This window comes from Paracoccus zhouxuedongae, from assembly GCF_041927815.1.
In the GTDB taxonomy this organism is placed as follows: domain Bacteria; phylum Pseudomonadota; class Alphaproteobacteria; order Rhodobacterales; family Rhodobacteraceae; genus Paracoccus.
The window spans coordinates 1-17,838 of sequence record NZ_JBHFHM010000013.1; the positions used below are offsets into that span (position 1 = coordinate 1).

A 17,838-nucleotide genomic window follows, 5' to 3' on the forward strand; every position below is an offset into this window, starting at 1 on the left:
AAGCCAAGGAACTCGCCGCAAAAAAAGCCGCCCACAACGCGTCCCCGGCCGACGAGGCTTCGGAATAATCTGGCGGAGGCGGGGGCTTTGCGCCCCCACACCCCCGCAGGATATTTTCGCCAAGAAGAAGGGGGATCGCATGAGCGAGCGCGTTTGCGTCGGTGCCATTGCCGGGGCCTTCGGGGTCCGGGGCGAGGTGCGGCTGAAAAGTTTCTGCGCCGATCCCGAAGCGATCTTCGATTACGGGCCGCTGTTCAGCGAGGACGGCAAACGATCGTTTGAGGCCCGGCCCACGCGGCCGGTGACAGGCGGGCTGGGTGCGCGCCTGTCGGGCGTCGACACCAAGGAGCAGGCGGATGCGCTGAAGGGTGTCACCCTGTGGGTCAGCCGTGACCGGCTGCCGCATCTGCCCGACGATGAGTTTTATCATGCCGATCTGATCGGGCTTGAGGCGGTCGACACCGGCGGCGTCATTCTGGGCCGGGTCGCGGCGGTGCATAATCACGGCGCCGGTGACATTCTTGAGGTGCGCGCGCGCGGGGCCTCGGCGGTGCTTTATCCCTTTACGCTGGCGGTCGTGCCGACGGTCGATCTGGTCGCCCGTCGGGTTGTGATCGACCCGCCGGGCGAGGCCGAGTAGCGCGCGGCATCCGGGGGCGGTCATGGACAAGACACCGAAATCGCATGGCCGCATCGCCATCCGCCCGACCCTGCGGCCGCGCGATCTGATGGCCGGGCCGCCGCAGGTCAAGGGCGCCTGGTGCGCGCGCATCATCACCCTGTTTCCCGAGGCGTTTCCCGGCACGCTGGGCCTTTCGCTGACCGGCAAGGCGCTGATCGAAGGCCTGTGGGCACTGGAAACCATCGACCTGCGCAGCTTTGGCGAGGGGCGGCATCGCAATGTCGATGACACGCCTGCCGGTGGCGGTGCAGGCATGGTCTTGCGTCCCGACGTGCTGGCCCGCGCGCTGGATGACGCCCTGGCGGGTAGCCCCACCGACCCGGCGCGTTGGCCACGCATCGCCCTGTCGCCACGCGGCAAGCCCTTTACGCAGGCCATGGCGCGGGCCTGGTCGCGGGCCGAGGGGATGACTATCCTTTGCGGCCGGTTCGAGGGTTACGACCAGCGGGCGCTGGATCATTACGGGCTTGAGGAGGTCTCGCTGGGGGATTTCGTCATGACCGGCGGCGAGATCGCGGCGCAGGCCTTGATCGACGCGACCGTCCGACTTATACCGCAGGTCTTGGGGAATCAGGCGTCCGTCGAAGAGGAATCCTTTTCGAGCGGGCTTCTTGAGCATCCTCAATACACGAAACCCGCCGTCTGGAAAGGTCGTGCGATCCCGGATGTTCTTCTGTCCGGTCATCACGCGAAGATTGCCGACTGGCGACGGGACATGGCCGAAAGGCTGACCAAGGAACGGCGACCTGATCTCTGGCGGGCGTATCGCGATACGGACCCGGAAGAAGACCAAGAGCTCTGAGGCCGCGACACACCTCTGTGGGGCAACCACAGGCAAATGAAAGGATCACGCGATGAACCTGATCGCGCAGCTTGAAGCTGAACAGATTGCCGCGCTTGGCAAGACCATTCCCGATTTCAAGGCCGGCGACACCGTTCGCGTCGGCTTCAAAGTGACCGAAGGCACCCGGTCGCGCGTGCAGAACTATGAAGGCGTCTGCATCTCGCGCAAGGGCGGGGCGACGATCGCCGCCTCGTTCACCGTGCGCAAGATCTCGTTCGGCGAAGGCGTCGAGCGGACCTTCCCGCTGTATTCGACCAACATCGACTCGATCGAGGTCGTCCGTCGTGGCCGCGTGCGCCGCGCCAAGCTGTATTACCTGCGCGACCGTCGCGGCAAGTCGGCCCGTATCGCCGAACAGTCGAACTACAAGCCCAAGGCCGCCAAGGCCGAAGCCTGAGGAATCCGATCATGAAAAAAGACATCCATCCCGACTATCACATGATCGAGGTCAAGATGACCGACGGCACCGTGTTCCAGACCCGTTCGGTCTGGGGCAAGGACGGCGACCAGATGGCGCTGGACATCGACCCGCTGGCCCACCCCGCCTGGACCGGCGGTTCGGCCAAGCTGATGGACACCGGCGGCCGCGTGTCGAAGTTCAAGAACAAATACGCCGGCCTGGGCTTCTGATTGCCCACCGCGTGACGGCAAAGGCGGCCCCCTTGGGGGCCGTTTTTCATTGCCGGTTGCCGTCAGGCGGGCCGCACGCCATAGCGCGCATGGGCGCGGGCGATCTGATTGGCCTCGGTCCGGTCGGGAAAGACGCGGTAGCTGGGCGCCAGAATCGGCACCGCGCGGTCTGGCGTCATCGCGATCAGCCGACGCACCGGGAAATCGCGCCCCGCCAGTGCCAGAACCTCGGCGCCGGTTTCGCCAAAGCCCGGCGCGTCACGGTCGATCAGTGTCGCGCTGCCGGTCAGCTTCCAGCCCTTTTGCCGGAACACGTCAATCAGGCTGACACACAGGCGCGGATTTTGCCGCAGGTTACTGACCGTCACCGGTGACGCGATATCAGCGATCACCAGCCGGTCATCCGCCGTCAGAGCGAAGATTTCCTTGGGGCTGACATTCGGCTGGCCTGTCGCATCGGCGGTGGCAACCCAGCACAGAACCGCGTCGCGCAGGTCATGACGCAGAGTGTCGGTCAGGATCATGTTCGCGCCTCTCCCTTGCGGCAACATCCTCGCACCCTTGGCATGGCGGCTGACCGCGCCGCTACCCCCCGATCAGCAGCCGCGCGGCGATGGTCCACATGACGATGGCGATGGCCCCCTCCAGCAGGCGCCAGGCGCGGGGGCTGGCGAAGATCGGCCGCAGCAGGCGCGCGCCATAGGCGAGTGCAAAGAAGAACAGGAACGACCCCGCCATCGCCCCCAGGGCAAAGGCCGCCTGCTGGCCCGGAAACCGGGTCGAGATCGTGCCCAGCAGCACCACCGTGTCCAGATAGACATGCGGGTTCAGCCACGTCAGCGCCAGGCAGGTGGCCAGCACCGAGGTCAGGCTTTGGCGACCCGCCGCCTGAACCGTCAGCGCGTCACTGGCGCGCAGCGCGCGGGCCAGGCTGCGCAGGCCATACCAGATCAGGAAGGCCGCCCCGCCGTAACGCATCGCCGGTTCGACCCAGGGCAGCCAGGCCGCGATCCTGCCGAAGCTGGTCACGCCCAGCGCGATCAGCACCGCATCTGACAGCGCGCAGGTCAGCGCCACGGCAAACACATGTTCGCCCCGCAGGCCCTGGCGCAGCACAAAGGCATTCTGCGCGCCAATCGCCACGATCAGCCCCAGCCCCATCATCATTCCGGTCAGAAAAACGCCCGTATCCATCGCCACCCTCGCCATCTGCGCTGGACCTAGGGCGCCACATCGCGTTAGGCAAATTAAATAAGCTTTGCATGGATTAGCGTGGCTTCATGAACATCGACTATCCGGCAGCCCGCGCCGTGGCACTGGTGGTGCAGACCGGCAGCTTTGAACGGGCGGCCGAGCGGCTGCATGTCACGCCCTCGGCGGTGTCGCAACGGGTGCGCGGGCTGGAGGACCGTCTGGGCGTCGCGCTGATCGACCGGGGCAGCCCCTGCACAGCGACACCTGCCGGGGCCTGGCTCTGCCGTCATGTCGATCATGTGGCGCTGCTTGAGGCACAACTAATGGACCAGCTTCCCGGCCCGCCGCGCGGCGCCGCGCAGGTCACGCTGGCGATTGCGGCCAATGCCGACAGCCTGGGCACCTGGTTCCTGACCGCTTTGGCCGATTTCGGCGCGGGCCGCGATCATCTGTTCGACATCGCCCTTGATGATGAGGATCACACCGCCGACTGGCTGGCGCGGGGCCGTGTGCTGGCCGCCGTCACCGCCGAGGCGCGGCCGGTCGCGGGCTGCATCGTGCATCCGCTGGGGTCGCTGCGTTATCACGCGACCGCCAGCCCCGGCTTTGTCGCGCGTCACTTCGCGGGCGGGATGACGGAAGCGGCTGTGGCGGCGGCGCCCTCGATGATGTTCAACGCCAAGGACCGGCTGCAATCGGACTGGCTGGGCCTGCATCTGGGCCACGACATCCCCCGCCCCGCGCATGTGATCCCGGCGACGCAAGCCTTTGTCGATGCCGCACTGGCGGGCATCGGCTGGGGGATGAACCCGGCGATGCTGGTGGCGGAGCATCTGGCAACGGGCCGGCTGGTTGAACTGATCCCCGGCGCGGTGCTGGACAAGCCCTTGTTCTGGCAGGTGAACCGGCTGGCGGCACCGGCCCTTGCGGGCCTGACCCAGGCGGTGCGCACCGCCGCCGCCCGCGCCTTGGTGACGACCACCTGACCCGCGCACCCCCTTGCGCGGCGCGCGACCTGCCCCTAGCTTCACGCGGCGGCCAAGGGGGCCGCGTTCTCAGGGCGGGGTGCGATTCCCCACCGGCGGTCACAGCCCGCGAGCGCCTGCCACAGGCAGGGTCAGCAGATCCGGTGAAACTCCGGGGCCGACGGTGAAAGTCCGGATGAAAGAGAACGGGATCGGCCGGGCTGACCGGCGCGGTTCTTTTCTGCCTTGGGTCAGGCATGTGAAAGGAACCCGCTTGACCTATTCCGAACAATCAAGCCGCGCCGCAGTGTCGGGGCCGGCGCAGGGGGCCGCGCTGATGGTGGCGGCGGGCGCGCTGTTTGCGGTGGTGAATACGTTGCTGCAATGGGTGACGATGCGCGCCGGGCTGAACAGCGCCAGCGTCACCCTGTGGCAATATGGGGTGGCGCTGATCTGCACCCTGCCCTGGCTGATCCTGCGTCCGCAGGGCAGCCTGCGCACCCGCCGCCCGCTGGCGCACCTGTCGCGCGTGGCCCTGGCCGTGGGCGGGGTGCAACTGTGGACGGCGGGGCTGGCGCAGGTGCCGATCTGGCAGGCCATCGCGCTGATCATGCTGTCGCCGATGTTCGTGACCCTGGGCGCGGTCGCGCTGCTGGGCGAACGGGTCAGCTTGCTCCGACTGCTGGCGCTGATCGTCGGATTTGCGGGTGGCATGGTGGTGTTGGCGCCGTGGTCGGAAGCGTTCACCGCCTTCGCCCTGCTGCCGGTCGGCGCGGCGGCGATGTGGGCGGGGACGTCGCTGATGACCAAATACCTGAGCCGGGACGAGCCGCCCGAGACCCTGACCCTGTGGCTGCTGGCGCTGCTGGTGCCTGCGAATGCGGTGTTGGCGCTGCCCTTTGGGGTGGTGCCCGCCGGTCCGGGCCTTGCGCTGCCAGCGGTGGCCGCGGCGGGTGTGCTGACCGCATTGGCGCAATATCTGCTGGCGCGCGCCTATGCCCGCCACGACGCGGGCTATCTGCAACCGTTCGACTATCTGAAGCTGCCGCTGAACGTCGCGCTTGGCATCGCCGCTTTCGGATTTGTGCCGCCCGGCAGCCTGTGGATCGGGGCGGCGATGATCGTCGCCGCCTCGGTCACGCTGGTCCGACTGGAGCGCGCGCCCTAATCAGCGCGGCGGAAGCGGTTCACCGGGATCGTCAGGAACGGCTGCCCGCCGCGTTCGGGCAGCCGCCCGCCGCGTATGTTCACCTGCAAGGCATGCAGCATCCGCGCCGGCAGGGGAAGCGTCCGGTCGCGCGCCTGACGCCGGGTGATGAACTCCTCCCGGCTGATGCCATCCTTGACATGGATGTTGGTCAGCCGATGTTCGGCGACGGTGGCCATATAGTCGGGCTGGCGCCCCTCATCCGGGTAGTCATGGCCGACATACAGGCGGGTCGCGCCGGGCAGGTCCAGAAGGACGCGGATCGCATCCCACAGATCCGCCGCCGAGCCGCCGGGAAAATCCGCCCGGCTGCTGCCCGAGGCGGGCATCATCAGCGTGTCATGCACAAAGGCCGCATCACCGATGACATAAGTGACCGAGGCCAGCGTATGCCCCGGCGACAGCATCACCCGCGCCTGAAGATCACCGATGGAAAATCTGTCCCCATCCTGAAACAGCCGGTCCCATTGCCGGCCATCGCAGGGTAGATCGGCATCGCCATACAGGTCAGCCCACAGCTTTTGCACCTGCACGACCCGCGCCCCGATCCCGGTTTTCGCGCCCGGCAGACGCGCGGCGAGCCAGGGCGCCGCGCTGAAGTGATCGGCATGGGGATGGGTGTCCAGCAGCCAGTCGATGCCGATGCCCGCCTCGGTCACATAGTCCAGAATCTCTTGCGCGCTGTCTGTCCAGACCCGACCCGAGGCCGGATCAAAGTTCCACACGGGGTCGATGATCGCACCGCGCATCGTCGCCGGGTCATGCACGACATATTGCAGGCTGCCGGTCGGGCGGTCGAAAAAGGCGCGCACCTGCGGGCGGGGGGAAACGGGGGTGGTCATCATGGCCTCATGTCACATCCAATTTTCAGGATATGTCGTCGCGGCGGCTTTGCAACGCCCCCCGGTGGCACAAAAGGACGCGGCGGCGAAAGGTTGCCGCGCGCGCGCCCGCGCGGTAAAGCCCGCGTGATCGACAGGGGGGCCGCCATGGCGCATATCATCGTCACGGGCAATGAAAAGGGCGGGTCGGGCAAATCGACCACCGCCATGCACGTCGCCACCGCCTTGGCGCGCAATGGCCACCGGGTCGCCGCGTTGGATCTTGACGTGCGGCAACGCAGCTTTGGCCGCTATGTCGAAAACCGCATGGCCTTTTTGCGCCGCGAGGGGCTGACCATGCCCACCCCCACCCTGGGCGCCTTGCCCGAGGCAATCGACGAATCCGCCCTTGGTCCGCATGACAACCCGCAGGATTTCCGCCTGTCCGCCGCCGTGCAAGCGCTTGAGGCAGAGCACGACTTTCTGGTCATCGACTGCCCCGGCAGCCACACCCGGCTAAGCCAGGTGGCGCATTCGCTGGCCGACACGCTGATCACGCCGCTGAACGACAGTTTCATCGACTTCGACCTGCTGGCGCGCACCGACCCAGATACCGGCAAGGTCATCGGGCCGTCGATCTATGCTGAAATGGTGTGGAACGCGCGGCAGCTGCGGGCGCGCGCCGGGCTGAAGCCGATCGACTGGATCGTGCTGCGCAACCGCCTTGGCACTCAGCAGATGCACAACAAGCGCAAGGTCGGCACCGCGCTGGAACAACTGTCGCGCCGCATCGGCTTTCGCGTCGCGCCCGGTTTTTCCGAACGGGTGATCTTTCGCGAATTGTTCCCGCGCGGCCTGACGCTGCTGGACCTGCGCGACATCGGGGTGGACAACCTGTCGATGTCGAACATCGCCGCGCGTCAGGAGTTGCGTGAACTGATCACGGCGCTGAACCTGCCGGGCGTCAAGGTGGGGTTCTGACGCCGCACAGGCGCGCACGCATCGCGCTGCGCCCGAAGGCGCATCTTTTCGCAGATGGTGGGAAATGGCGGACCCGAAGAGATTCGAACTCCTGACCCCTAGATTCGTAGTCTAGTGCTCTATCCAGCTGAGCTACGGGTCCGCTGTGGGGGGCCGTTTAGCCCTGCCCGCGACCAAGCGCAAGGGCTTCGGCGAAAATAATCGGCGGCGCGCGCATTTCTTTGCGCCCCCTTAGACGGTGGCCAGCTTGACCGCGCCACGCGGCAGGCAGATGCGAAACTCGGTGCCGGTTTCGTCGGTCCTGACCAGCTCAAGCCGGCCCCCGTGGCCGCGCACCAGTTCCGCCGAAATCGCCAGGCCAAGGCCGGTGCCGCCCTTGCGCGACCCGCCCTGGAACGCGCGGAACAGATTCTCGCGGGTCCGCTCGGGCAGGCCGGGGCCGGTGTCGCCAACGCGGATCCACCAGTCGGATTCGTCCTCGCCTGCGGCAATCTCGATCGTGCCGGGGGCACCGGTGCCCTCGATCGCCTGGCGGGCGTTGCGGACCAGGTTCGACAGCACCCGGAACATCTGCTCGCGGTCGGCGCGGATGGTCAGGGCCTGGGGCATGTCCAGCACGAAATCGACCCCGGCTGGCGTGGCCAGAAGCGATTCGGATTCGACGATCTCCTCGGCCAGGTCGCGCAGGCGGAATCGCGACAGGCTGGGCCGCGGCTCTTCCGCGCGACCGAAGGCCAGCGTGGTTTCGCACAGATTGACGGCCCGGCTGATCGAGGCGACCAGCTTGGGCGCCGTGCGCCGCACCGCCGGGTCTTGGCTGGTCTCCAGCCGGTCGGTGAACAATTGCGCGGTGGTCAGGACGTTGCGCAGATCGTGGCTGATCTTCGCGACCGCCTCACCCAGTTGCGCCAGCCGCTCCTTTTGCCGCAACGAGGTCGCAAGCTGCGTCTGCATCCCCGCCAGGGCCTCCTCGGCCTCGCGCAGCTCGGCGATGCGGGCTGACGGGTCGATGATACCGCGCGCATCTTCGGGCGCTTCGGCCCAGGACGACATCTTGCCGACCAGATCCTTGATCGGGCTGACCAGCAGGCCGCGCACCAGCAGGAACAGCAGGATCGCCGTGATGACCGAGACAAGCGCCGACAGCGCCAGGATCCGCAGCCCGTATTCAATCATCGCACCGCGCAGCGGCGCGGTATTGGTGGTCACCTCGATCAGTTGCCCGGCCTGTTTGACCGGCGCGCCGATCACCCGGATCACCCGATCTTCGTCGTCCATCAGCGTCCAGAAGGCGTCGCGCACGCGGGTGGCCAGATTGGGTTCGCGCAGGTCATAGGTGGCGGCGACCGGACCGGGCAAGGGCGAGGCCAGGATCAGCTGCCGCATCTCATCACGACGCAGCACGACGTTATAGACACCGGCATTGGCCAGCAGCTCGGCCTCAAGCGTGGGTTCGATCACCTCATCCGTGGCCAGCAGCGCGAGTGAGGCAATCTGCGCCCGTTCCAGCCGCGCACCCAGGAAATCGACGCGGAAATTGGCGACGGCGGGGACCAAGATCAACACCTCGGCCAGCAGCACGAACAGCGATGTCAGTGCAAGAAAGCGGCCGGAAAGGGTGTTGAATCGCATCATGGGTCAAATCTGCCGGGCAACCGGCCCCTGACCGCGGCCCGATTTCCCGCATGTCACGCAGCCGTGATCCGTTGAAATCAGGGCATAACATGGCTTTGATCCCGCCAACAGGGTTGGTGGGCGAAAAACCTGTTCAATGCCGCGCATTTTCGGCAAGATGCCGCCGCTGGCAAGCGCCGTTGCGGTACCGTCTTTTCTGCTGCCCGCCTGCGCCATGTTCGATTGACTTCGCCCGGCGCGGCCCGTATAGGACGGGCTTCAATCGGAACGGCGCTTGATTCCCGCGCTTTGTGGGATGTATTCGGGTTGCCAGTAACGGAGTAGAAGCGATGAAGCGCACTTTTCAGCCGTCGAACCTGGTTCGCGCGCGCCGTCACGGCTTCCGCGCCCGCATGGCCACCAAGGGCGGCCAGCTGGTGCTGAATCGTCGTCGCGCCAAGGGCCGCAAGCGTCTGTCGGCGTAATTGCCGCGGACCGGCCCAACCGGTAAAGACATGACACCGCCGGAAACCCCCGCCCCGCGTCCTGGTGACGATGGCGCGACGGGTCCGGCGGTTTCCTTTTGCGTGCTGCGCCACCGGCCCGATTTCCTGCGCGCCGCCAAGGCTATGCGTCAGGGCACGCCGGGTTTCATGGTCCAGGCGCGGCGCCGCGACCCGGCCGAGTCCGCGCCGGACGGCGCGGTGCGCGTCGGTTTCACCTGCTCCAAGAAGATCGGCAATGCCGTCGCCCGCAACCGCGCCCGCCGCCGCCTGCGCGAGGTGGCGCGCGCCGTGATGCCCGGTCTTGCCCGCCCCGGCTGGGATTACGTCCTGGTCGGCCGACCTCAGGCCACCATCGCCCGCCCCTTTGCCGACCTGCTGGCCGACCTCGACCGCGCCCTGCGCCGCATCCATGGCACCGGCGCATGACGCCGCTGGCCCATCTGGCGGCGCTGCCGGTGCGCGCCTATCGGCTGCTTTTGTCGCCCTGGGTCGGCCATGGCTGCCGGTTCCAGCCCACCTGTTCGGCCTATGCGCTTGAGGCGTTGGAGCGTCACGGCGCGGTCAAGGGATCGTGGCTTGCGGCGCGGCGCATCCTGCGCTGTCATCCTTGGGGTGGGCATGGGTTCGACCCGGTACCGGGGTCACGCCCGGATGACCACGATCAGACCGCCCCGCAGGATCAGCCATGAACACCGCCCTGACGACGACCCTTGGCCTTGCCGCGATGATCGCGCTTGGCAGCGCCTTGGCCACGCCCTCCGACCGCATCGGCGGCATCTTCGACGCCCCCGCCAGCACGCCCGCCGCCGCGCCGACGCTGACCCGGCCGGTGCTGGTGGGCGACGGCCCGTTGGTTCGGATCGAGCTGCGCGTAGGTGGCGCCACGACCGGCGGCGGGCTGATGAACATCGGCTTTCTTGAACCCGGCCAACCCGCCCGCTGGCTGTTTCCCCGCCAGGGCGGCCCGCTGATTGTGGCCGCCGAACCGCTGTCCCTGCGCGGCGATCTGCTGGCGCCGATCCGGCCCGGCCAGGACATCTTCGCCCCCGGCACACTCAGCCCCGACGCCCTGCCCCCAAGCCGCGACCGCGACACCCCGCATGAGGTCGCGCTGATGCTGGTGCTGGTCAGCACCGACAGCAACGCCGATGGCCGCCTGACGCCCGAGGATGGCCTGACCCTGGCCCTGACCCGCCCGGACGGCAGTGGCCGCACCGAGCTGGCCACCGGCCTGACCGCCGCGCCGCAGGTGCTGCCCAGCACGGCCGACCTGGCCTTTCTGATCCCTACCGCCGGCGGGTTCGAGACCCTGCGCCTGAACCCCGCCACCTTCGACATCACCGACCGCCAGCCCGTGACCCTGCCCTGATGACCGACATCCTGCCCGACCTGCCCACAGACGACCTGCCCACCGAAGGGGCCGAAATCCACCCGCTGTTTGCCGGCGCGCCAACCTCGACCGAGTTCCGCAAGCTGCGCAAACGTCTGGTCCGCCAGGTGCGCGAGGCGATCGACACCTATGGCATGGCGCGGCGCGGCGATCGCTGGCTGATCTGCCTGTCGGGCGGCAAGGACAGCTATACCCTGCTGGCGATCCTGCATGAATTGCAATGGCGCGGCGTGCTGCCGGTCGATCTGCTGGCCTGCAATCTGGATCAAGGCCAGCCCGGCTTTCCGGCCACTGTGCTGCCCCAGTTCCTGACGCGCATGGGCGTGCCGCACCGGATCGAATACCAGGACACCTATTCGGTCGTCGTCGACAAGATCGCGCCCGGCGGGACGATGTGTTCGCTGTGTTCGCGGCTGCGGCGCGGCAATCTTTACCGGATTGCCCGCGAGGAGGGGTGTTCGACCGTCGTTCTGGGCCATCACCGCGACGACATGCTGGAAACCTTCTTCATGAATCTGTTCCATGGCGGGCGGCTGGCCACGATGCCGCCGCGCCTTCTGAACGAGGAAGGCGACCTGTTCGTCGCCCGCCCTCTGGCCTTCGTGGCCGAGGCCGATTGCGACCGTTTCGCCCGTGCCATGAACTATCCGATCATCCCCTGCGACCTGTGCGGCAGCCAAGAGGGCCTGCAACGTCAACAGGTTAAGGGCATTCTGGATGAATGGGAACGGCGCAGTCCGGGGCGGCGGCAGGTGATGTTCCGGGCGCTGATGAATGTCCGCCCCTCGCATCTGGCCGATCCCGGGATATTCGATTTCGCCGGGTTGACACAGGGCGCGTTCGCGGATCGTTCTGATTTTAATGAAATACCGCGCCTGAGACCCCAAAGCGATTAACCGTCTGGCGATGATTTGCGCCTAGCCTTCCCGTGAACAAGCGGCAGAGGGCATGATGACGGCACATCTTCAGAACCGGCGGGGCGAATGGGGCAAGGGCGGCTGGCGCGACCGGCTGGCGGGGCTTGGCGCCTGGCTTGGGCTGGTGCCGGCGGCTCTGGCCGTGCAGCCCGAACCGCAGCCCGATCAGCACCCCGAACCACAAGCGGTCCCTCCCCTGACCGCCGAAGCGGTTGAGGATTTTGCCGAGGCTCTGGATCAGGCGCGTGCCGCCGGACAGGATTGCCTGGCCTGCCTTGCCGTCGCGGTGGATCCCGGTGCCGATTCTCGGCGCTTACGCATTCGCCTGCGCGCCGCGCTGCGATCCAGCGATCTGGTGGCAACCGCGGGGGCGGGCCGTCTGTTGATCCTCTCGAACCTGTCACGTCCGGGGGATGAGGGGGCGGCCCTGCGCCTCGCCCGCCGCCTGCACGCCGCCACCGTCGAGGATCGCCTGCCGCAGTCGCAGGCGGCTTGTCTGGCCGCGCTATCGCTGGCGGCCGACAACGGCATGGCGGCGGGTCAGATCGTCGCGCTGCTGGCCGAGACACTGGCCCAGGCCCAGGCCGATGCCGCGCCGGGGCTGCATCTGCTGGCGCAACCCCGTGTCGGCCGCCCCGCCGCAGCCGCACCGCACCGGATCGACGGCCTGTCCGGCGAGCAGCCAAGAACCGATGTGCATCCCGATCAGCACCGATCCCAGCCCACCGTCATCGCCGCCCCGCAGGGCGGGCAAGCGGGCATGGTCAACGATCCCGCACGGCTGGCGGCGGCGCTGGAATCGGGGCAGATCCGCGCGCATTTCCAGCCGCAGTTGTCCGCCGACACCGGGGAGATCACCGGGTTCGAGGCTCTGGCCCGCTGGCATCACCCCGATCTTGGCCTGCTGCGTCCGGCCACCTTTCTGCCGGGCATCGAACGCGCGGGCCTGTTGCGCCGCATGGGCGAGGTGATGCTGACACAGGCCATCGACGCCATGCGCATCTGGTCGCGGGCAGGCTATGACGTCCCTGCGGTATCGATCAACGTCACGCATGAGGAACTGCGCGACCCGCTTTTCGCCACGCGGTTGGCCTGGAACCTGGACCGCTATGAACTGGCCCCTCACCGGCTTGTCATCGAGGTGCTGGAGACCGTGGCGGCCGATCCCGCACGGGGCCAGATCGTCCAGAACCTGCGCGCCGCCGCCGCGATTGGATGTCGGCTGGACCTTGACGATTTCGGCATGGCCCCGGGCGCGCTGGAATGCCTGCGCGACTTCCCGGTGCATCGCATCAAGATCGACCGCAGCTTCGTGACCCGCTGCGACCACGACCCCGATCAGCGCCGGATGCTGTCGGCGGTCCTCTCGATGGCCGAGCGGTTGCACCTGCAAACCGTGGGCGAGGGTGTCGAAAGCGCTGCCGAACACGGGATGCTGGCGCAACTGGGCTGCGATCACGTCCAGGGTTATGCCATCGCCCGCCCGATGACGCTGCGGGAAACCACGTTGTTCATCGAGCGCCAGAACCGCCTGATCGTCGCCACCACGCCAAGCGCGCGACGCCCCGCATAAGACGGCATCAGCCGCCGGTCCTCATCGACCGACGCGACACTTTACGGGTCGCCCAGTGCATGAAGATACGCAGGAAGCCTGTTCGGCATCAGCGCGCGGTCGCAGCCCAGATCCCCGCCGGTCCAGCGCCGTGCTTGACCGTCAACCCAGCCGCCGACCCGGCTGCGAAGGGATCGCCACAATCGCCCCATCCCGCGCCTTGACGGGATTCCGCTTGACCTTTGCCTGCCCCTTCTGTTGAACCGGCCCCGGACTCAACCCGTCAAGGCGACAGGCAGGACTGGCATGGACGACAACAAGAACCTTATTCTGGCGACGGTGCTGTCGTTCCTGGTGGTGGTGCTCTGGTACACCCTGTTCGCGCCGCCCGAACCGGTCGCGCCGCTGCCCGCGACAGTGACCCAGACGGCGGATGGCCAGACCACCGCCGCGCCGGTGCTGCCCGATGGCACCGCCGCCGTGCAACCGGCCCAGCCTGCGCCCGACAGCGTCGCCGCCGCCATCGCCAGCGCGCCGCGCGTCGCGGTGGATACGCCCAAGCTGGTCGGCTCGATCTCGCTTTTGGGGGGGCGGGTCGATGACCTGCGGCTGAAGGATTATAACGAAACCCTGGCCGCCGGATCGCCGCTGGTGCGGCTGCTGTCGCCGGTCGGCGGGACCGGGCCGGAACAGCCCTATTACGCCGTCTATGGCTGGCTGCCCGCCGGTCAGATGGACGCGGCGCTGCTGCCGGGCGCGACAACCCTGTGGTCGCTGGAATCAGGCACCACCCTGGCCCCCGGCCAGCCGATCAAGCTGGTCTGGGACAATGGCGCGGGTCTGGTCTTCCACCGCGAGATCGCGGTTGACGCCAATTATCTGTTCACCGTCACCCAATCGGTCGAAAACCGCAGCGGCGCCGCCGTTCGTCTGGCCCCCTATGGGATCGTCGCCCGCCATGGCCGACCCCATACCCAGGGCTATTACGTCCTGCACGAAGGTGTCGTCTCGATGTCGGACGGAAAGCTGAACGAAATCAGCTACAAGGACATCGCCAAACTGGACGCCCAACCGCGCGAGGGCCAGGCCCGCCTGACCGAGGTCGCCACCGATGGCTGGGTCGGCTTTACCGACAAATACTGGATGACGACGATGGCCCCCGCCGCCGGGCAGGCCTTCACCTCGGTCGTGCGCTATGCGCCGCAGGGCGACATCTATCAGGCCGAAACCCGCCTTCCGGTGATGGACGTCGCCCCCGGCGCCACCGCTCAGGTCGCCACCCACCTGTTCGCCGGCGCCAAAGAGTTCGAGGTCATCGAAGCCTATCAGAACGACGTCGGCATCCAGAAGTTCATCGATTCGATCGACTGGGGCTGGTTCTATTTCCTGACCAAGCCGATGTTTCGCCTGCTGCACTGGCTGCACGCGATGATCGGCAACATGGGCTGGGCGATCATCGCGCTGACCTTTGTCATCAAGGCCCTGGTGTTCCCGCTGGCGCGCAAATCCTATGTCTCGATGGCGAAGATGAAGGAACTTCAGCCCGAGATGGAAAAGCTGAAGGAACGCACCGGCGACGACAAGATGGCCTTCCAGAAGGGAATGATGGAGCTGTACAAGAAGGAAAAGGTGAACCCCGCCGCGGGCTGCCTGCCGATCCTTGTGCAGATCCCGATCTTCTTCGCGCTGTACAAGGTGATCTTCGTCACCATCGAACTGCGGCACGCCCCCTGGCTGGGCTGGATCCGCGACCTGTCGGCGCCCGATCCCAGCTCGATCCTGAACCTGTTCGGGCTGCTGCCCTTTACCCCGCCCGGGCCGGACAGCATCCTGCACATCCTGTCGCTGGGAATCCTGCCGATCCTGCTGGGCATTTCCATGTGGTTCCAGCAAAAGCTCAACCCGACCCCGACCGATCCGGCGCAAAAGATGATCTTCGCCTGGATGCCCTGGGTGTTCATGTTCATGCTGGGCGGCTTTGCCTCGGGTCTGGTGCTGTACTGGATCACGAACAACACCATCACCTTCTTCCAGCAATACGTGATCATGCGGATGCACGGCCACCCGCCGGACCTGTTCGGCAATATCACCGCCGGACTGGGCGGGAAAAAGGCGGCCGCCGTGGCGAAGCCGGCCGACAAACCGGCGCAGAAGCCGGCCGAAAGGCCCGGCAAGGCAGGCAAGAAATGACGGCGAACGGGGGGCGGCTGGCGCGGATCCGCCGCCACCCGGTCAAGACCCTGGGCGGCGAGGATCTGGCCGCCACCGACCTGATCCAAGGCGCGGCGCTGCCCGGCGACCGCGCCTTCGGCGTGCTGCATGACGACGCCCTTCGCCATCTGGATGGCGGCGCGCTAACCCGCTGGTTGCCGAAATCTGCCTTTCTGCGCGGTGCCGCCGCCCCTGCCCTGCAAGCAGTGCGCAGCGGTTGGGACGGCGACCGGCTGTGGTTCGCCCATCCCGACCGCCCCGACCTGAGCATCGATCCCGACCGCGATGGCGACCGACTGATCGCGTGGCTGGCGCCACTGTGGCCCGCCCCCAAGGCCCCTCCGGCCCGGCTGGTGCGCGGCCCGCAGCCGCTGACCGACAGCCGACACCCCCGCCTTTCGATCCTGTCGCTGTCCAGCCTTGCGGCGCTTGAGGATCGGCTTGGCCAGCCCATCGGCATCGAACGCTGGCGCGGCAATCTGTGGATCGACGGCTGGCCGGTGCTGGCCGAGCGCGATCTGATCGGCCAAGACCTGCGCATCGGCGGGGCGGTGCTGCGGGTGGTCAAACCGATCGAACGCTGCCCCGCGGTCGAGGTCAGCACCGACACCGGCCAACGTGACGGCGACATGCTGGCGGACCTGACCGTTTTCTGCGGCGGCCCCGACTTCGGCATCTTCGCCGAAGTCATCGCCCCCGGCCCCATCGCCCTGAACGACAAGGTGACGACATGACCCCCGCCTTTCCGCTGGCCCCCGCCCCCGACGACACCCTGCGCGAGGAAGGCCGCCTGCTGCTGACCAGCCAGGTCGAGTTCCTGAAAGGCGTCGTCGCGATGTCGGGGATGCCGCCCGCCGACCGGATCGAGGTCTGCTTTGCCGGCCGCTCGAACGTCGGAAAGTCCAGCCTGATCAATGCGCTGACCGGGCGGCGGAACCTCGCGCGCGCCTCGAACACGCCGGGCCGCACGCAAGAGATCAACTTTTTCACCGCCGCCGACAGCCACTATCTTGTCGACCTGCCCGGCTATGGTTTCGCCAAGGCGCCGCTGCCGGTCGTCGCCAAATGGCAGGCGCTGCTCAAGGCCTATCTGGCGGGCCGGGTGAACCTGCGCCGCGCCTTCGTGCTGATCGACATGCGCCACGGCGTCAAGGATGTGGACGAGGAAATCCTGACCCTGCTGGACCGCAGCGCCGTCACCTTTCAGGCGGTGATGACCAAGGCCGACAAGGTCAGCCGCGCCGATCAGGACGCCACCTTGGCCCAGGTGCGCGCTGCCTTGGCCCGCCATCCCGCCGCCTATCCCGAAATCGTCGTCACCTCATCGGAAAAGGGCGACGGCGTGGAAACCCTGCGCGCCATCATCGCCGGGTTGCAATGATCCGCCCCTTGGTCCAATCCTGACACCGACCCCAAGGATGGCAGCCGATGAGACCGCAAAACATGAACCGTGACTGGATCGCCACCGCCCGCACCCTGTCCGAGGCGCTTCCCTATTTGCAACGCTTCAACGGCGCGGTCGTCGTGGTCAAGTTCGGCGGCAACGCCATGGGCGACGACGAGGCGATGGCCGATTTCGCCCGCGACATCGTGTTGATGAAACAGGTCGGCATCCATCCCGTCGTGGTGCATGGCGGCGGCCCGATGATCAACGATCTGCTGGGCAAGCTGGGCATCGAAAGCCACTTCGTGCGCGGCAAGCGCGTGACCGACAAGGCCACGGTCGAGGTGGTCGAGATGGTCCTCTCGGGCCTTGTGAACAAGCGCATCGTGCAGGCGATCAACGATCAGGGCGGGCGCGCGGTCGGGATTTCCGGCAAGGATGACGACATGATGGTGTGCGAGGCCGACGACCCCGAACTGGGTTTCGTCGGACGCCCGGTCGAGATGAACGTGCAGATCATCCGCGACCTCTATCTGGCCGGGCTGATCCCGGTGATCGCGCCGGTCGCCACCGGCATGGCCGATAATGAGACGTTCAACGTCAATGGCGACACCGCCGCCGGGGCGATTGCCGGGGCGCTGAAGGCCGACCGGCTGCTGCTGCTGACCGATGTCGCGGGCGTCAAGAACAAGGCCGGTGAGGTCGTGACCGAGATGACCCCGGCGGATGTGCGCGCGATGATCGCCGATGGCACGATCGCGGGCGGCATGATCCCGAAAACCGAAACCGCGCTGAAGGCGGTCGAGGATGGCGTGCGCGCCGTGGTCATCGTCGATGGCCGGGTGCCGAATGCGGCGCTGCTGGAACTGTTCACCGAACATGGCGCGGGCAGCCTGATCCGCTCGACCGAGCCGCGCGTGAAGCCGCGCCTGCGGTGACC

General features: G+C 67.2%; 21 protein-coding genes, 1 tRNA gene and 1 riboswitch. Of the genes, 17 read left to right on the plus strand and 5 right to left on the minus strand.

Going from position 1 to position 17,838, the window contains the following annotated elements:
• The first annotated feature begins 139 nt into the window (after positions 1-139).
• The 4 genes from rimM to rpmE are packed head-to-tail and all read left to right on the plus strand — an operon-like array spanning position 140 to position 2,156.
• Positions 140-640, plus strand: coding sequence for a ribosome maturation factor RimM (gene rimM / locus ACEYYA_RS13190; RefSeq protein ID WP_374801368.1), 501 nt, complete (start codon positions 140-142; stop codon positions 638-640).
• A 22-nt stretch (positions 641-662) separates the two neighbouring features.
• Positions 663-1,484 (plus strand): tRNA (guanosine(37)-N1)-methyltransferase TrmD, encoded by an 822-nt coding sequence (gene trmD / locus ACEYYA_RS13195; protein WP_374801369.1) that lies wholly within the window; start codon positions 663-665, stop codon positions 1,482-1,484.
• 52 nt (positions 1,485-1,536) lie between these two features.
• Positions 1,537-1,923: a 50S ribosomal protein L19 gene (gene rplS / locus ACEYYA_RS13200; protein WP_374801370.1), complete on the plus strand. Its 387-nt coding sequence runs from the start codon at positions 1,537-1,539 to the stop codon at positions 1,921-1,923.
• Positions 1,924-1,934: 11 nt separating this feature from the next.
• Positions 1,935-2,156, plus strand: coding sequence for a 50S ribosomal protein L31 (rpmE, locus tag ACEYYA_RS13205; RefSeq protein ID WP_374801371.1), 222 nt, complete (start codon positions 1,935-1,937; stop codon positions 2,154-2,156).
• Positions 2,157-2,218: 62 nt separating this feature from the next.
• Here rpmE and ACEYYA_RS13210 read toward each other — a convergent pair whose 3' ends face one another.
• On the minus strand, positions 2,219-2,680 hold the full coding sequence (locus tag ACEYYA_RS13210) for a pyridoxamine 5'-phosphate oxidase family protein (protein ID WP_374801372.1): 462 nt from the start codon (positions 2,678-2,680) through the stop codon (positions 2,219-2,221).
• Between the two features lie 61 nt (positions 2,681-2,741).
• The gene (locus ACEYYA_RS13215) at positions 2,742-3,350 is read right to left on the minus strand and encodes a LysE/ArgO family amino acid transporter (protein ID WP_374801373.1); all 609 of its coding nucleotides are present in this window, start codon (positions 3,348-3,350) and stop codon (positions 2,742-2,744) included.
• An 86-nt stretch (positions 3,351-3,436) separates the two neighbouring features.
• On the opposite strand from ACEYYA_RS13215, the gene ACEYYA_RS13220 reads away from it, so the two are divergent.
• Together ACEYYA_RS13220 and ACEYYA_RS13225 are read left to right on the plus strand one after the other, a co-directional pair.
• Positions 3,437-4,336 (plus strand): LysR family transcriptional regulator ArgP, encoded by a 900-nt coding sequence (locus tag ACEYYA_RS13220; RefSeq protein WP_374801374.1) that lies wholly within the window; start codon positions 3,437-3,439, stop codon positions 4,334-4,336.
• Positions 4,337-4,397: 61 nt separating this feature from the next.
• A riboswitch (FMN riboswitch) is annotated at positions 4,398-4,527 on the plus strand.
• Positions 4,528-4,589: 62 nt separating this feature from the next.
• Positions 4,590-5,483 carry a DMT family transporter gene (locus tag ACEYYA_RS13225; RefSeq protein ID WP_374801375.1) on the plus strand — a complete coding sequence of 298 codons (894 nt, stop codon included), beginning with the start codon at positions 4,590-4,592 and terminating at the stop codon, positions 5,481-5,483.
• On the opposite strand, the gene ACEYYA_RS13230 is transcribed toward ACEYYA_RS13225, so the two are convergent.
• Entirely contained in the window at positions 5,480-6,364 is an 885-nt protein-coding gene (locus ACEYYA_RS13230) for an MBL fold metallo-hydrolase (protein WP_374801376.1), read from the minus strand. The genes ACEYYA_RS13225 and ACEYYA_RS13230 overlap by 4 nt on opposite strands.
• Positions 6,365-6,511: 147 nt before the next feature.
• Here ACEYYA_RS13230 and ACEYYA_RS13235 point away from each other — a divergent pair, with 147 nt between their 5' ends.
• Positions 6,512-7,324, plus strand: coding sequence for a division plane positioning ATPase MipZ (locus tag ACEYYA_RS13235; RefSeq protein ID WP_374801377.1), 813 nt, complete (start codon positions 6,512-6,514; stop codon positions 7,322-7,324).
• Positions 7,325-7,389: 65 nt separating this feature from the next.
• On the opposite strand, the gene ACEYYA_RS13240 is transcribed toward ACEYYA_RS13235, so the two are convergent.
• Both ACEYYA_RS13240 and ACEYYA_RS13245 read right to left on the minus strand, forming a co-directional pair.
• Positions 7,390-7,466, minus strand: a tRNA-Arg gene (locus ACEYYA_RS13240).
• 89 nt (positions 7,467-7,555) lie between these two features.
• Complete coding sequence (locus ACEYYA_RS13245) at positions 7,556-8,959, minus strand: sensor histidine kinase (RefSeq protein WP_374801378.1); 1,404 nt, start codon at positions 8,957-8,959, stop codon at positions 7,556-7,558.
• 329 nt (positions 8,960-9,288) lie between these two features.
• On the opposite strand from ACEYYA_RS13245, the gene rpmH reads away from it, so the two are divergent.
• The 10 genes from rpmH to argB all read left to right on the plus strand — a co-directional run bounded on the left by rpmH (position 9,289) and on the right by argB (position 17,836).
• Complete coding sequence (gene rpmH, locus ACEYYA_RS13250) at positions 9,289-9,423, plus strand: 50S ribosomal protein L34 (protein WP_089386361.1); 135 nt, start codon at positions 9,289-9,291, stop codon at positions 9,421-9,423.
• A gap of 30 nt (positions 9,424-9,453) precedes the next feature.
• The gene (gene rnpA / locus ACEYYA_RS13255) at positions 9,454-9,870 is read left to right on the plus strand and encodes a ribonuclease P protein component (protein ID WP_374801379.1); all 417 of its coding nucleotides are present in this window, start codon (positions 9,454-9,456) and stop codon (positions 9,868-9,870) included.
• Entirely contained in the window at positions 9,867-10,133 is a 267-nt protein-coding gene (gene yidD, locus ACEYYA_RS13260; protein ID WP_374801380.1) for a membrane protein insertion efficiency factor YidD, read from the plus strand. Before rnpA ends, yidD begins: the two co-directional genes overlap by 4 nt.
• The gene (locus tag ACEYYA_RS13265) at positions 10,130-10,813 is read left to right on the plus strand and encodes a hypothetical protein (RefSeq protein ID WP_374801381.1); all 684 of its coding nucleotides are present in this window, start codon (positions 10,130-10,132) and stop codon (positions 10,811-10,813) included. Before yidD ends, ACEYYA_RS13265 begins: the two co-directional genes overlap by 4 nt.
• Entirely contained in the window at positions 10,813-11,730 is a 918-nt protein-coding gene (ttcA, locus tag ACEYYA_RS13270; RefSeq protein ID WP_374801382.1) for a tRNA 2-thiocytidine(32) synthetase TtcA, read from the plus strand. Before ACEYYA_RS13265 ends, ttcA begins: the two co-directional genes overlap by 1 nt.
• A gap of 55 nt (positions 11,731-11,785) precedes the next feature.
• Positions 11,786-13,324 (plus strand): EAL domain-containing protein, encoded by a 1,539-nt coding sequence (locus ACEYYA_RS13275; protein ID WP_374801383.1) that lies wholly within the window; start codon positions 11,786-11,788, stop codon positions 13,322-13,324.
• A 285-nt stretch (positions 13,325-13,609) separates the two neighbouring features.
• Positions 13,610-15,493 carry a membrane protein insertase YidC gene (gene yidC, locus ACEYYA_RS13280; RefSeq protein WP_374801384.1) on the plus strand — a complete coding sequence of 628 codons (1,884 nt, stop codon included), beginning with the start codon at positions 13,610-13,612 and terminating at the stop codon, positions 15,491-15,493.
• A complete protein-coding gene (locus tag ACEYYA_RS13285) occupies positions 15,490-16,248 on the plus strand; it encodes an MOSC domain-containing protein (protein WP_374801385.1) in 759 nt (252 codons plus the stop codon). Before yidC ends, ACEYYA_RS13285 begins: the two co-directional genes overlap by 4 nt.
• Complete coding sequence (gene yihA / locus ACEYYA_RS13290) at positions 16,245-16,895, plus strand: ribosome biogenesis GTP-binding protein YihA/YsxC (RefSeq protein WP_374801386.1); 651 nt, start codon at positions 16,245-16,247, stop codon at positions 16,893-16,895. Before ACEYYA_RS13285 ends, yihA begins: the two co-directional genes overlap by 4 nt.
• 62 nt (positions 16,896-16,957) lie before the next feature.
• A complete protein-coding gene (gene argB, locus ACEYYA_RS13295) occupies positions 16,958-17,836 on the plus strand; it encodes an acetylglutamate kinase (protein WP_374801437.1) in 879 nt (292 codons plus the stop codon).
• Positions 17,837-17,838 lie beyond the last annotated feature (2 nt).

What these genes read in the sequence shown, in the direction of transcription:
- argB (WP_374801437.1), top strand. Translation starts at nt 16,958, where the DNA reads ATGAACCGTGACTGGATCGCCACCGCCCGCACCCTGTCCGAGGCGCTT.
- ACEYYA_RS13285 (WP_374801385.1), top strand. Translation starts at nt 15,490, where the DNA reads ATGACGGCGAACGGGGGGCGGCTGGCGCGGATCCGCCGCCACCCGGTC.
- rimM (WP_374801368.1), top strand. Translation starts at nt 140, where the DNA reads ATGAGCGAGCGCGTTTGCGTCGGTGCCATTGCCGGGGCCTTCGGGGTC.
- trmD (WP_374801369.1), top strand. Translation starts at nt 663, where the DNA reads ATGGACAAGACACCGAAATCGCATGGCCGCATCGCCATCCGCCCGACC.
- ACEYYA_RS13245 (WP_374801378.1), bottom strand. Translation starts at nt 8,959, where the DNA reads ATGATGCGATTCAACACCCTTTCCGGCCGCTTTCTTGCACTGACATCG.
- rnpA (WP_374801379.1), top strand. Translation starts at nt 9,454, where the DNA reads ATGACACCGCCGGAAACCCCCGCCCCGCGTCCTGGTGACGATGGCGCG.
- yidD (WP_374801380.1), top strand. Translation starts at nt 9,867, where the DNA reads ATGACGCCGCTGGCCCATCTGGCGGCGCTGCCGGTGCGCGCCTATCGG.
- ACEYYA_RS13210 (WP_374801372.1), bottom strand. Translation starts at nt 2,680, where the DNA reads ATGATCCTGACCGACACTCTGCGTCATGACCTGCGCGACGCGGTTCTG.
- ACEYYA_RS13215 (WP_374801373.1), bottom strand. Translation starts at nt 3,350, where the DNA reads ATGGATACGGGCGTTTTTCTGACCGGAATGATGATGGGGCTGGGGCTG.
- rpmH (WP_089386361.1), top strand. Translation starts at nt 9,289, where the DNA reads ATGAAGCGCACTTTTCAGCCGTCGAACCTGGTTCGCGCGCGCCGTCAC.
- ACEYYA_RS13230 (WP_374801376.1), bottom strand. Translation starts at nt 6,364, where the DNA reads ATGACCACCCCCGTTTCCCCCCGCCCGCAGGTGCGCGCCTTTTTCGAC.
- yidC (WP_374801384.1), top strand. Translation starts at nt 13,610, where the DNA reads ATGGACGACAACAAGAACCTTATTCTGGCGACGGTGCTGTCGTTCCTG.
- ACEYYA_RS13265 (WP_374801381.1), top strand. Translation starts at nt 10,130, where the DNA reads ATGAACACCGCCCTGACGACGACCCTTGGCCTTGCCGCGATGATCGCG.
- ACEYYA_RS13220 (WP_374801374.1), top strand. Translation starts at nt 3,437, where the DNA reads ATGAACATCGACTATCCGGCAGCCCGCGCCGTGGCACTGGTGGTGCAG.
- ttcA (WP_374801382.1), top strand. Translation starts at nt 10,813, where the DNA reads ATGACCGACATCCTGCCCGACCTGCCCACAGACGACCTGCCCACCGAA.
- rpmE (WP_374801371.1), top strand. Translation starts at nt 1,935, where the DNA reads ATGAAAAAAGACATCCATCCCGACTATCACATGATCGAGGTCAAGATG.
- rplS (WP_374801370.1), top strand. Translation starts at nt 1,537, where the DNA reads ATGAACCTGATCGCGCAGCTTGAAGCTGAACAGATTGCCGCGCTTGGC.
- yihA (WP_374801386.1), top strand. Translation starts at nt 16,245, where the DNA reads ATGACCCCCGCCTTTCCGCTGGCCCCCGCCCCCGACGACACCCTGCGC.
- ACEYYA_RS13235 (WP_374801377.1), top strand. Translation starts at nt 6,512, where the DNA reads ATGGCGCATATCATCGTCACGGGCAATGAAAAGGGCGGGTCGGGCAAA.
- ACEYYA_RS13275 (WP_374801383.1), top strand. Translation starts at nt 11,786, where the DNA reads ATGACGGCACATCTTCAGAACCGGCGGGGCGAATGGGGCAAGGGCGGC.